General features: G+C 65.0%; 10 protein-coding genes. 8 read left to right on the forward strand and 2 right to left on the reverse strand.

Annotated elements, in window-relative coordinates:
* The first annotated feature begins 304 nt into the window (after positions 1-304).
* The 7 genes from CO656_RS29040 to CO656_RS29075 all read left to right on the forward strand — a co-directional run bounded on the left by CO656_RS29040 (position 305) and on the right by CO656_RS29075 (position 9,656).
* Complete coding sequence (locus CO656_RS29040; RefSeq protein WP_097528090.1) at positions 305-1,252, forward strand: ornithine cyclodeaminase family protein; 948 nt, start codon at positions 305-307, stop codon at positions 1,250-1,252.
* Positions 1,253-1,381: 129 nt separating this feature from the next.
* Entirely contained in the window at positions 1,382-2,605 is a 1,224-nt protein-coding gene (locus tag CO656_RS29045) for an ABC transporter substrate-binding protein (protein ID WP_037418619.1), read from the forward strand.
* Positions 2,589-4,304, forward strand: a complete 1,716-nt coding sequence (locus CO656_RS29050; protein ID WP_097528091.1) for an ABC transporter permease — start codon at positions 2,589-2,591, stop codon at positions 4,302-4,304. The genes CO656_RS29045 and CO656_RS29050 overlap by 17 nt, the downstream gene beginning before the upstream one ends.
* Positions 4,305-4,970 carry an ATP-binding cassette domain-containing protein gene (locus tag CO656_RS29055; RefSeq protein ID WP_097528092.1) on the forward strand — a complete coding sequence of 222 codons (666 nt, stop codon included), beginning with the start codon at positions 4,305-4,307 and terminating at the stop codon, positions 4,968-4,970. It begins immediately after the preceding gene.
* Positions 4,967-7,429: an ATP-dependent helicase HrpB gene (gene hrpB, locus CO656_RS29060; protein WP_097528093.1), complete on the forward strand. Its 2,463-nt coding sequence runs from the start codon at positions 4,967-4,969 to the stop codon at positions 7,427-7,429. The genes CO656_RS29055 and hrpB overlap by 4 nt, the downstream gene beginning before the upstream one ends.
* A 166-nt stretch (positions 7,430-7,595) precedes the next feature.
* The gene (locus CO656_RS29065; RefSeq protein WP_037418588.1) at positions 7,596-8,885 is read left to right on the forward strand and encodes an ActS/PrrB/RegB family redox-sensitive histidine kinase; all 1,290 of its coding nucleotides are present in this window, start codon (positions 7,596-7,598) and stop codon (positions 8,883-8,885) included.
* Between the two features lie 189 nt (positions 8,886-9,074).
* A complete protein-coding gene (locus CO656_RS29075) occupies positions 9,075-9,656 on the forward strand; it encodes an ActR/PrrA/RegA family redox response regulator transcription factor (RefSeq protein ID WP_037418585.1) in 582 nt (193 codons plus the stop codon).
* Here the strand turns inward: CO656_RS29075 and CO656_RS29080 are convergent, their stop codons facing one another.
* Positions 9,657-10,181, reverse strand: a complete 525-nt coding sequence (locus CO656_RS29080) for an MmcB family DNA repair protein (RefSeq protein ID WP_097528094.1) — start codon at positions 10,179-10,181, stop codon at positions 9,657-9,659.
* 171 nt (positions 10,182-10,352) lie between these two features.
* Between CO656_RS29080 and CO656_RS29085 the strand changes: the two genes are divergently transcribed.
* Positions 10,353-11,027, forward strand: coding sequence for a L,D-transpeptidase (locus CO656_RS29085; RefSeq protein WP_095678028.1), 675 nt, complete (start codon positions 10,353-10,355; stop codon positions 11,025-11,027).
* Between the two features lie 66 nt (positions 11,028-11,093).
* Here the strand turns inward: CO656_RS29085 and CO656_RS29090 are convergent.
* Positions 11,094-12,510: malate synthase G (locus CO656_RS29090; protein WP_097528095.1), on the reverse strand; the 1,417-nt coding region annotated here is incomplete at its 5' end.

A 12,510-nucleotide genomic window follows, 5' to 3' on the forward strand; every position in this document is an offset into this window, starting at 1 on the left:
CAGCGCCGCCGCCCTCGTCAGTGATCGGGCTTATAGACCCCACACCTCAGACACGTCAACAGACATTTTTAAAAAAACTTCAAAAAACGACAAGTCTCTGATTTCATGTGATAATTTTAGGCGAGGGGAAGAACTTCGAGAATCGCCTCTGACATCAGCAGCGAAAATCTTGACCAGTAGGTAAAAATCACGTCGTGTAACGCATTCCTGCGCCGAACGTGACCCCCTCCCCCGTCGAAGCCGCTTTTCCGCGATTGGCAAAGGCTGCTAGTGTCGGCGTATCTCAGAGAGGAGAATTCAAAAAATGCTGGTACTGGATGCGGCTCAGACACGCGCGGCCTTGCCCTGGGGCGGTCTCGTCCGGGCACTCGGGGAAATGTTCGCGAAAGGATGCGTCATGCCGGTGCGCCATCATCACGATGTCGAAGTGCCCGGCGAAGCGGATGCAACGCTGCTCATCATGCCCGCCTGGCAGCCGGGGGCCTATATCGGCGTCAAGATGGTTTCGGTCTTTCCCGGCAACCAGACGCGCGGACTGCCGGCGATCCACGGCAGCTACCTGCTTTCCTCCGGCAAGACCGGCGAGCTGCTGGCGATCCTTGACGGCGGCGAGCTGACGGCCCGGCGGACCGCCGCGGCTTCGGCGCTCGCGGCCCGCTACCTGGCGCGCGAAGATGCGAGCCGGCTCTTGATGGTCGGAACCGGGCGGCTTTCGGCAAATGTCATCGAGGCGCATGCCTCCGTGCGTCCCATCCGCGAGGTGGCGATCTGGGGCCGCGATGCGAAGAAGGCCGAAGCGACCGCGAAGGAACTCGACCTCAAGGGCGTCGCGGTATCGGTCGCGACGGATCTCGAGGCGGCTGCCCGCGAAGCGGATATCGTCTCGTGCGCAACGCTCGCTTCCGAGCCGCTGATCCATGGCGATTGGCTGAAGCCCGGTGCGCATCTCGACCTGATCGGCGCCTTCAAGCCGTCCATGCGCGAATCCGACGATCGCGCCGTCGCCCGCGCCAGCATCTTCGTCGACACGCGCGACGGGGCGCTCAGCGAGGGCGGCGACATCGTCCAGCCGCTCAAGGCCGGCGTCATCACGGAAGCGGCAATCCGCGCCGATCTTTTCGAGCTTGCCCGCGGCATGCACCTCGGCCGCGCCACGCCCGACGAAATCACCCTGTTCAAATCGGTCGGCGCTGCGCTTGAGGATCTCGCCGGCGCCGTGCTTGCCTTCGAGGCGTACCGGGTCGAGGCTTAGGCGGACTCTCCCGCTTTATCCGGCGGGCGCTTCACCGAAACGTGACGCCCGCCCGCGAGCGCCTGCATTGACGCCGCATGGGCTTGCCGTACGCTCGGCCAACATCAGGCGGGAGGGAGCGGCAGCCACATGATCGGAGCGAGAAAAATTGTCGCGGCGGCAATGCTGGCCTTTGGCCTTGCCGGCGAGGCGTCGGCAGCCGATGCCGGAAACTGGAATGCCGTCCTTGCCGAGGCGAAGGGCCAGACGGTTTATTTCAACGCCTGGGGCGGCTCCGAGAATATCAACGCCTATATTCGCTGGGCGGGCGGCGAGATGAAATCCCGCTACGGCGTCGACGTGGTGCATGTGAAGCTCGACGATACGGCGAAAGCGGTCGCAACGGTGGTTGCGGAGAAGGCGGCGGGGAAGAACGACGGCGGTGCGGTCGATCTCGTCTGGATCAACGGCGAGAATTTCGCGGCGATGAAGCGCGAAGGGCTTCTCTTCGGGCCCGACTGGGCGACGAAACTGCCGAACTGGCGCTATGTCGATCATGAGACCAAGCCGACGGTGCTTCGGGATTTCACCATTCCGACCGAGGGGCTGGAAAGCCCTTGGGGGGGCGCCAAGCTGGTGTTCTTCCATGATACGGCGCGAACGCGGAAAGCCGATCTGCCCGATTCGGCAAAAGGGCTCCTGACGTGGGCGGAAGCCAATCCGGGCCGCTTTTCCTATCCTCAGCCACCGGATTTCACCGGCACCTCCTTCCTGAAGCAAGTGTTGATCGAGCTCATCGACGACAAGCCCAAGCTGCAACGGCCGGTCGACGACGCGACTTTCGCGGCGGATGCCGCGCCGCTGTTCGCCTATCTCGACAAGCTAACACCGCTTCTGTGGCGGCAAGGCAAAGCCTATCCGCAGAACTATCCCGACATGAAGCAGAAGCTCGCCGATGGCGAGCTCGATATCATCTTCGCGTTCAACCCGGCGGAGGCGTCGTCGGCTATCGCCAATGGCGAGCTTCCGGACACGGTGCGCTCCTTCGTCTTTTCCGGCGGCACGCTCGGCAACACGCATTTCCTCGCCATCCCTTATAATGCCACGGCGAAGGCCGGGGCGCTGCTCGTCGCCGATTTCCTGCTTTCGCCCGAAGCGCAACTGCGCAAGCAGGATCCGAAGGTCTGGGGAGATCCGACCGTTCTTTCCGTGGCAAAGCTTGCCGCCGAGGATCGATCCGCCTTCGAAAAGCTCGATCTCGGCATTGCCACTCTGAAGCCGGACGAGCTCGGACCGGCGCTCGACGAGCCGCATCCGGACTGGATGATACGCATCGAGGCCGAATGGATCCGGCGCTATGGGGCGGCCAATTAGCGTCAAAGCGTTGAAGGGATCGCGCACTTTTACCGCGAACACGCTTCTTGCCCTGATCCTGGGACTGCCGATCCTTGCCGGCGTGGCGGGAGTCATCCTGCCTGCCTTCGGCTACCTCCCGGCGCTCGGCGGCTCGGAATTCACGCTCGGTCATTTCGCCGAGCTTGCCGGCCAGCCGCATATCCTGCGCTCGAGCCTCACCGGCCTCGTGGTCGGCCTGGCCACCACCGGCGCTGCCGTTGCGATCGTCGGCACCTTCCTGGCAGGATTTGCCGGAACGCCGGCCTTTTCCCGCATTCAGCACATGGTGTCGCCGCTGCTTGCCGTTCCGCATGCGGCCGCCGCCTTCGCGCTGGCCTTCCTCGTGGCGCCCTCGGGCTTTCTCCTTCGGCTCGTTTCGCCGGAACTGACCGGCTTCGGGCGGCCGCCGCAATGGCTCGTTCCGAACGATCCGCTCGCTCTCTCGATGCTCGTCGGGCTGATCACCAAGGAAGTACCCTTCCTCTTCCTGATCGCGCTCGCCGCGTTGCCGCATCTGCCGCTCCGCCAATCCCGACAATTGACCGCGGCGCTCGGCTATGGACGCCTGATCGGCTTTCTCGTCAGCCTCTGGCCGGCCCTCTACCGGCAGCTCCGCCTGGCGGTGTTCGCGGTCCTCGTCTATTCCGTCTCGGTCGTCGACGTCGCGATCATCCTCGGACCGCAGCTGCCGGCAACGCTGCCGGTGCGGATCGCCCAATGGACGGCGGATCACGACCTCGGCGCCCGGTTTCTCGCCTCGGCGGCCGCCCTGCTGCAGCTTGCCGTCGTTCTTGGAGCGGTCGCAATCTGGCTGCTGATCGAACGGCTCGGTCGATTTGTGGTCCGCAAGCTGACCTATTCGGGGCGGCGCCTGAGAAACGACGCCATGCCCCGGTTCGTCTCAGCTTTCGCAATGGCCGGCTGCGCCGCCTCCATCTTCCTCGGCATTACCCTACTCGGCCTCTGGTCGGTTGCCGGGCTCTGGCCATTCCCGGCGGCCTTGCCGGCGGAGCTCACGCTGCAAACCTGGTTGCGAACGCTGCCGCCGCTCTGGCCGGCGCTCCGAACCACGATTGCCCTCGCTCTCCTGTCGGCGGCGCTCGCTCTCTTTTGTGCCATTCTGCTGCTCCACCGTAACGGCGCCGCAGAGCGTGGCGGGAACGTGCCGCGTCACCGATTGCTCTATCTTCCGCTGCTGCTGCCGGAAATCAGTTTCGTTTTCGGCCTGCAGATCCTGATCATCTCGGCAGGACTTAAACCCGCGTTTTGGAGTGTTCTGGCAGTCCACTTCCTGTTCGCCTTGCCTTACGTGCTGCTGTCGCTCTCCGCCCCCTGGCGCGAGCTCGATCCGCGCTTCGAAAGGGTCGCGGCCGGCTTCGGCAAGTCCGCGCTGCGAACGCTGCTGACCGTCCGCCTGCCGCTCCTGTTTCGCGCATGCCTCACCGCCTTTGCCGTCGGCTTTTCGGTGTCCGTCAGCCTCTATCTTCCGACGCTGCTGATCGGCGCGGGGCGGCTGACGACGATTGCCACCGAGGCGGTGGCGCTTTCCTCCGGCGGCGACCGGCGGGTGATCGGCGTCTATGCGCTCGTCCAGGCATCCCTGCCCTTTCTTGCATTTCTCGTTGCCTCGCTCGGCCCCCAGTTGCTATTCCGCAACCGCCAGGCCATGAGGACGTGAATGCTGGAAATCGCCGAGACTAGACCCCTGACGCTGTCAGACGTGACGATCCGGCTGGCGGACCGGACGCTGCTTGCGGTCTCGGCGACGGTGATGCCGGGTGAGGTTCTGACGATCATGGGACCGTCCGGCTCCGGAAAGTCAGCGTTGCTCGCCTTTGCCGGCGGCTTCCTCGATCCGGCGTTCAAGGCCAGCGGGCAGCTGCTGATCGGCAAGGAAGACCTGACCAATGTTGCCGCCAACCGGCGCCACGCCGGCATCCTGTTCCAGGATCCGCTGCTGTTCCCGCATCTCTCCGTCGGAGGCAACATCCTGTTTGCCATTCCGCCGTCCGTCCGGGGACGCGCGACACGCCGCGCGCTTGCGGAGGGGGCGCTCGCCGAGGTCGGGCTCGCCGGCTTCTTCGACCGCGACCCGGAAACGCTCTCCGGCGGTCAGAAGGCGCGGGTGGCGCTGCAGCGGGTGCTCGTCTCGGCTCCGCACTTCCTGCTGCTCGACGAGCCTTTTTCCAAGCTCGACGCGGCGCTGAGGCAGCAGATGCGCGAACTGGTCTTCTCGAGAGCCAGGGCGGCTGGCCTGCCTGCCCTCCTCGTCACCCATGACCGCGCCGATGCGGAGGCGGCCGGCGGCACGGTGGTCGAAATCGGCGGCGAGGCGAAGCCATGAGGGCCGAGCTTCCATCCCTGCCGGTCCGCGAGATCCTGCCGGCACTTGCCGAAGCGCTCGGGAGATCGCCATCCGTCGTTCTCTCCGCGCCGCCCGGGGCCGGCAAGACGACGCTGGTGCCGCTTTTCCTCCTCGATCAACTGTGGCTGAACGGCGGCAAGATCATCCTGCTCGAACCGCGGCGCCTCGCGGCGCGGGCCGCGGCCGGTCGAATGGCCGCGTTGCTGGGCGAGACGGTCGGCGAGACGGTCGGCTACCGCATGCGGCTCGACAACCGCATTTCGGCGAAGACCCGGATCGAGGTGGTGACCGAAGGCGTCTTTACCCGGATGATCCTCGACGATCCGGAGCTTGCCGGCGTTTCGGCGGTCCTTTTCGACGAGTTTCACGAGCGATCGCTCGACGCCGATTTCGGCCTGGCGCTGGCGCTCGACGTGCAATCGGCGCTGCGCGACGATTTGAAAATCATCGTCATGTCGGCGACGCTCGACGTCGAGCGGGCCGCCGGGCTGCTTGGAGACGCGCCGGTCCTTCAGAGCGAGGGGCGGAGCTATCCGATCGATATCCGCTACGAGAGCAGAGGCACCGGTGAAAGCGTCGAGGATACGGTGCTTCGGACGATCACCGAGGCGCATCGGTCCGAGGAGGGCTCGATCCTCGCCTTCCTGCCGGGGCAGGCCGAGATCACCCGGACGGCCGAACGCCTCGCCGGACGCTTCGATCAGAACACGATGATCGTGCCGCTCTACGGCAATCTCAGCCAGAAGGAGCAGGATGCGGCGATCCGGCCGGCGCCGAAGGGCAGCCGCAAGATCGTGCTCGCAACCTCGATCGCCGAAACCTCGATCACCATCGACGGGGTGCGCATCGTCGTCGACAGCGGCCTGCAGCGGCTGCCGGTCTTCGAGGCTTCGACCGGGATCACCCGGCTGGAGACCGTGCGCGTCTCACGGGCCTCGGCCGACCAGCGTGCCGGCCGCGCCGGGCGAACCGAGCCGGGTGTCGCCATCCGGCTGTGGCATGCGGGCCAGTCGGCGGCACTTGCCGCCTTCACGCCGCCGCAGATTCTCGCCAGCGACCTTTCCGGCCTGCTGCTCGACCTTGCCCATTGGGGTGTCGCCGATCCATCGTCACTCAAATTCATCGACCCGCCGCCGGAAACGACGCTGCGGGAAGCGCGCAGCCTGCTCGTCGAATTGGGAGCACTCGACGCGCGTGGGGCGTTGACGGCGAGAGGGCGCATGATCCGCGACCTCGCCTTGCCAGTCAGGCTGGCAGCAATGGCGGTTTCGGCCGCAGACGAGGGGCAGGCGCATGAGGCCTGCCTCATCGCGGTGATGCTCACCGAACAGGGCCTCGGCGGCAACAGCCTCGACATCGAGGATCGGCTGCGGCGCTTCCGCAGCGAGCAGAGCGATCGGGCGGAGGCGGCACGCGGGCTTGCGAGACGAATGGCCGCGGACCTCGCTCGATCGAAACCCAGGGGAGAGTCCGGCCCGCCAGGGCCGCTGCTGATGCATGCCTTTCCGGATCGCATAGCCCTGCAGCGCGGCGGCCGCGGCCGCTTCGTAATGGCCAACGGGCGCGGCGCGGAAGTGCCGGAGACCGAGCGGCTGGCGGCGGCGGCGATGCTGGTGATTGCCGATCTGACCGGACGGGCCGGCGCGCAGCGAGTGCTGGCGGCGGCGGAAATCACCAGGGCCGATGTCGAGGCCCATATGCCCGAGGCGATCGTCACGGAGGAGCAAAGTTTCTTCGACCGGGCGAGCCGCCAGGTCAGGGCTCGCCGCGTGACCCGGCTCGGGGCGATCATTTTCGACGAGGCGCCGCTGCCGCGGCCGCGCGGCGAGCCCGCAGCGCGAGCGCTCGCCGACGGCATTCGCCAGTTCGGATTGGCTGCCGTGCCGTTTCCGAAGGACGTGGATCAATTGCGCGACCGCATCGGCTTTCTTCACCGCTCGGTCGGCGAGCCCTGGCCCGACATGTCGGATGCGGCGCTCATCTCCCGCCTCGATGAATGGTTCGTTCCGTTTCAAGGGGAGGCCGGCGGCATCGACGGGATCAAGGGCCGTGACCTCGCCGAAGGGCTGATGTCACTCGTTCCTTACGATTTGCAGCGCGATCTTGCGAAGCTCGCTCCGACGCATTTCGAAGCGCCGACCGGACAGCGCCACCCGATCCATTACGACGGCGACGAACCGCTACTTTCGATCCGCGTCCAGGAACTCTTCGGTCTCAAGGCGCATCCGGCCATCGGCGACGGGCGGCTGCCGCTGCTGCTTGAATTGATCTCGCCCGGCCAGCGCCCGATCCAGACGACGCGCGACCTGCCGGGCTTCTGGGCCGGCTCCTGGAAGGACGTCCGCGCCGACATGCGTGGCCGCTACCCGAAGCACCCCTGGCCAGAGGATCCGGCCAACGCGATGCCGACGACGCGCGCCAAGCCGCGCGGCACCTAAAGCGCGTCGCGTTCAAGCGTATTCACGCGGCCCGCTTTAGGTCTTTGTTTCTGTGCATGTCGCCCAAAACCGCTGCGCACGTTTGGGCGACATGCATTAGGGCTGGTTTGTCATTCGGGGATTGCGATAGTCTTTGAAGCGAGCGCATGAGGGGCCGGCAGGCAGAATGGCGACGATGACACTCGACAACGAACTCAACAGCAATCGCAGCCTGAGGCTGCAGACGCTCGTGCGGCTGCGCTGGCTGGCGGTCGGCGGCCAGTCCGTCGCCGTTATCGTCACGGCGCTATGGCTGCAGTTTCCCCTGCCGCTCGTTCCCTGCTCGCTGCTGATCGCCAGTCTGGCGTTGCTCAATGTCTTTCTCACCATCCGCTTCCCGCCGACGCATCGCCTGACGGCGGCGGCCGCCTTCGTGCTGCTGGGTCTCGATCTCGCGCAGCTGACGGCGCTGCTCTTCATCACCGGCGGGCTCGCCAATCCGTTCGCGCCGCTGCTCTGCGTGCCGGTGATTATCTCGTCAGCCTCGCAGCCGAAGCCGCACAGCATCGTGCTTGCCGTGTTCGCGGTGATCGGCGTCACCGCGCTCGCTTTCTCGCCCTTCCCGCTGCCCTGGTATCCCGGCACGGTGCTGTTGATGCCGCGCGTGCTGACGGCGGGCATCTGGTTCGCGATCGTCTCGATGACGGCCTTCGCCGCTTTCTACACCTATCGCGTCTCGCTCGAGGCAAGCGAACTTTCAGAGGCGCTAACGGCGACCGAACTGGTGCTCCAGCGCGAAAAGCACCTGTCGCAGCTCGACGGACTCGCCGCCGCTGCTGCCCACGAACTCGGCACGCCGCTTGCGACGATCACCGTCGTCGCCAAGGAGATGGAGCGGGAGCTCGGCGACGACCCGCGCTTCGGCGAGGACGTGCACCTGCTGCGCAGCCAGAGCGAGCGCTGCCGCGACATTCTGAAGCGCCTGACCACGCTTTCCTCCGAAAGCGAGGAGCATATGCGGCTTCTGCCGCTCTCCTCGCTGATCGAGGAGGTGATGGCGCCGCATCGCGAATTCGGTATCCAGATCAAGTTGATCCAGAAGGGGGACCGCGCCAGCGAGCCGGTCGGCAACCGCAATGCCGGAATCCTCTACGGCCTCGGCAATCTTCTCGAAAATGCCGTCGACTATGCCCGCGAGGCGGTGACGGTCACGGTCGAGCACACGGCGGAGCGCGTCAAGGTGACGATCGAGGACGATGGCGACGGCTTTTCGCCGGATATTCTCGCAAGGATCGGTGAGCCCTATGTCACCCGCAGGCAGAAGGAAGACAGCGCCGGGGGGCTGGGACTCGGCCTCTTCATCGCCAAGACGCTTCTGGAGCGATCCGGTGCAAGGCTTCGTTTCGAGAATAGCCCCGGTGCCCGGGTCAGCGTCGAATGGCCGCGTGTACTGATGGATACGAAACTGGCGAAATGATTTTTGGCAGTTTATTGAAGACTGCTACTGCATGTCTCCTTAAATCGACCTCGATTTAAGGACAAAGACATGCAGCAATTTCTAAGTGCTACAGCGACCTTTGCGCGTCTGATAAGACGCGCGGCGCTGTAGGAATAACCTACATAGTTTCAGCGCAATCACCCCAGTTTTGGCTCCGGATTTACGAGAATGACCGAAAAATCGCCGGCTGCGCATGCCACCCCTCAAGATGCCGAACTGATCGGAGCGGACAAGACGCTGTTGATCGTCGACGACGACGGGCCCTTCCTGCGCCGCCTGGCGCGCGCCATGGAGGCACGCGGCTTCGCGGTGGAGATCGCCGAATCGGTCGCCGAGGGCATCGCCAAGGCCAAGACGCGGCCGCCGAAACATGCGGTCATCGATCTGAGGCTGGGCGACGGCAGCGGCCTCGACGTGATCGAGGCAATACGCGGCCGGCGCGACGACACAAGGATGATCGTGCTGACCGGCTACGGCAATATCGCCACCGCCGTGAACGCCGTGAAGCTCGGGGCGCTCGACTATCTCGCCAAGCCGGCGGATGCGGACGAGATTTTCGCCGCCCTCGTGCGGCGCGAGGGCGAGCGCGTCGAACTGCCGGAAAACCCGATGTCGGCCGATCGCGTCCGCTGGGAACATATCCAGCGGGTCTATGAAATGTGCGAGCGCAACGTCTCGGAGACGGCTCGGCGCCTCAACATGCATCGCCGCACGCTGCAGCGCATTCTGGCAAAACGCGCGCCGAAGTAGCTAATCCCGCGCACCGCTGACGATGTCGCTGATCGACTGGCCGAGTTCACCATTGCGCTCGGCCGCCCATTCGGCAAGCATCAGCCGCTGCGCCGCGGTGCGTGCAAAGGCCTGGGTGACCGATTTGCGGGTTGCCGGCGCCAGGCGATGTTCCGGCGCTTCGCGCAGCATATGCGCGTCGTAGCCGTCGGAGAGCAGCAGTCCGCACTCCTGGGGGAAGATCTCTAGCGGCACGTGCGCGTGGGTGGCGAAGAACAATCGGTCGCAATGGAGGCGGTATTCGGGCCACTTGCGGTCGACGCGGAAGTCTTCGATCGACGTCTTGATCTCGACGATCCAGATCTCCCCCTTCGGGGAAATCGAAATCAGGTCCGCACGGCGGCCGCTGGCGAGCGTCAGTTCCGGCAGCACCGCGTGGCGCAATTCCAGGAACAATCGCTGTACGCCACGGCGCACCTTCAGCGCCCGCTCGGACTGACGCCCGTCGGAGAGCGGATTGTCGCCATGGATCGATAGGATCGTCATCGGCTATCCCGACCTCTCTTCCCCTTGTTGCAAAAAAACCATCGTCACGGAATTTGCACATTTCGGCCGAATTGCGGCGGCGCGATCTATTGCGCCATGCACGGCAATCGCAAATAAGCTGGCGGCCGGGCACCTCCCCCCGATTTCCTGATTCCCTTTTACGAGACCCCCATGCGCTTCCGCAACGCTCTCCTTTTGTGCAGTCTGGCGGCGACCGTCTTCATCGCCGGCTGCTCGCAAACGACGTCCACCGCAGGCTCTGCTCCCGAGGGCCAGAAGGTCGCGACAAATCAGATCTTTACCGGCAATTACGGCGCCGTCGAGGACCACGGCTATCCCTTGCCGGCCATTCCGATCAAGCGCCTTGACGAGCGCTTCCACCGCCAGATCGTCGATTACGACACCAAGGAGCGGCCGGGAACCATCGTCGTCAACACACCGAACCGCTTCCTCTACTACGTGCTGCCGGGTGGCAAGGCGGTGCGCTACGGCATCGGTGTCGGCAAGGCCGGTTTTGCCTGGGAAGGCGAGGCCTATGTCGCCTGGAAACAGGAATGGCCGACCTGGCACCCGCCGAAGGAAATGGCCGAGCGCAAGCCGGAAGTCGCCAAATATGTCGAAGAGGGCATGGGCCCCGGCATCACCAATCCGCTCGGCGCCCGCGCCCTCTATCTCTTCAACGAGGAAGGCAGGGACACGCTCTTCCGCCTGCACGGCACGCCGGAATGGGCCTCGATCGGCACCGCAGCCTCCTCTGGCTGCATCCGCCTGATGAACCAGGACATCATCGATCTTTACTCGCGGGTCCGTCCCGGGCGGAGTGCACGCGTCGTCGTGCAGCAGTAACGGCTGGAAACGAGCGAGAGCTTAAACAAAGGGCCGCCGGTTGATGCCGGCGGCCCTTTCGTTTTGCTATCGCTGTGCCGCCTGCTTCGCCTTCAACTCCAGCCGCCGGCGATGCAGCACCGGTTCGGTGTAGCCGTTCGGCTGTTCCCGGCCCTGGAGCACCAGGTCCAGCGCCGCCTGGAAGGCAATCGAATCGTCGAATCGGCCGGCCATCGGGTGAAAGTTCGGATCGCCGGCATTCTGCCGGTCGACGATTTCCGCCATACGCTTCATGGTTTCGACGATCTGCGCCTCGCTGACGACGCCGTGGTGCAGCCAGTTGGCCATGTGCTGCGCCGAGATGCGCAGCGTCGCGCGGTCTTCCATCAGACCGACATTGTTGATGTCGGGAACTTTCGAACAGCCGACTCCCTGGTCGACCCAGCGCACGACATAGCCGAGAATCCCCTGGGCGTTGTTGTCGAGTTCGCGCTGGATTTCCTCTTCCGTCCAGTTCGGCCGTCCCGCCACGGGCACCGAGAGAATATCCGCGAGCTTGGCCCGCGGCCGGCTTTTCAGACCTGCCTGGACCTCGGCGACGTTGACGCGGTGATAATGCGTTGCATGCAGCGTCGCCGCCGTCGGCGAGGGAACCCAGGCGGTGTTGGCGCCGGCCTTCGGATGGGCGATCTTCTGCTCGAGCATCGCCGCCATCAGGTCGGGCATCGCCCACATGCCCTTGCCGATCTGGGCACGTCCGGAAAGCCCGCAGTCGAGGCCGATATCGACGTTCCAGTTCTCGTAGGCGCCGATCCAGGCGGCCTGCTTCATGTCGCCCTTGCGGATCATCGGCCCGGCCTCCATGGAGGTGTGGATCTCGTCCCCGGTGCGGTCGAGGAACCCGGTGTTGATGAAGACGACGCGCGCGCGGGCGGCGCGGATGCATTCCTTGAGGTTGACGGTGGTGCGTCGTTCCTCGTCCATGATCCCCATCTTGATCGTGTTTTCCGGAAGCCCAAGTGCGGCCTCGACGCGCGAAAAAATCTCGCAGGCGAACGCCACTTCCTCGGGCCCATGCATCTTCGGCTTGACCACATACATGGAGCCCGAGGGCGAGTTTGCCCGCCGGCCATTCGGGCCGATGTCGTGCAGCGCGATCAGTGCCGTCACCATGGCGTCCATCAGGCCTTCGGGCACCTCGCGGCCGTCCTGGTCGAGGATCGCCGGGTTGGTCATCAGATGCCCGACATTGCGCACCAGCATCAGCGAACGGCCCGGCAGCGTCAGCGTTGCCCCATCCGGCGCGGTGAAGACGCGGTCGGCGTTCAGTGTCCGGGTGAAGGTCCGGTCGCCCTTGGCGACCTCTTCCTCGAGGTCGCCCTTCATCAGCCCGAGCCAGTTGCGATAGACGACGACCTTGTCCTCGGCGTCGACGGCGGCGACCGAATCCTCGCAATCCATGATCGTGGTGATCGCCGATTCGAGGATGATGTCGGAAATCCCG

Source organism: Sinorhizobium sp. FG01 (genome assembly GCF_002531875.1).
In the GTDB taxonomy this organism is placed as follows: domain Bacteria; phylum Pseudomonadota; class Alphaproteobacteria; order Rhizobiales; family Rhizobiaceae; genus Sinorhizobium; species Sinorhizobium fredii_C.

Bases quoted from the DNA above. Each gene is read 5' to 3' on its own strand.
- CO656_RS29040 (WP_097528090.1), top strand. From the start codon at position 305: ATGCTGGTACTGGATGCGGCTCAGACACGCGCGGCCTTGCCCTGGGGC.
- CO656_RS29045 (WP_037418619.1), top strand. From the start codon at position 1,382: ATGATCGGAGCGAGAAAAATTGTCGCGGCGGCAATGCTGGCCTTTGGC.
- CO656_RS29050 (WP_097528091.1), top strand. From the start codon at position 2,589: ATGGGGCGGCCAATTAGCGTCAAAGCGTTGAAGGGATCGCGCACTTTT.
- CO656_RS29055 (WP_097528092.1), top strand. From the start codon at position 4,305: ATGCTGGAAATCGCCGAGACTAGACCCCTGACGCTGTCAGACGTGACG.
- hrpB (WP_097528093.1), top strand. From the start codon at position 4,967: ATGAGGGCCGAGCTTCCATCCCTGCCGGTCCGCGAGATCCTGCCGGCA.
- CO656_RS29065 (WP_037418588.1), top strand. From the start codon at position 7,596: ATGGCGACGATGACACTCGACAACGAACTCAACAGCAATCGCAGCCTG.
- CO656_RS29075 (WP_037418585.1), top strand. From the start codon at position 9,075: ATGACCGAAAAATCGCCGGCTGCGCATGCCACCCCTCAAGATGCCGAA.
- CO656_RS29080 (WP_097528094.1), bottom strand. From the start codon at position 10,181: ATGACGATCCTATCGATCCATGGCGACAATCCGCTCTCCGACGGGCGT.
- CO656_RS29085 (WP_095678028.1), top strand. From the start codon at position 10,353: ATGCGCTTCCGCAACGCTCTCCTTTTGTGCAGTCTGGCGGCGACCGTC.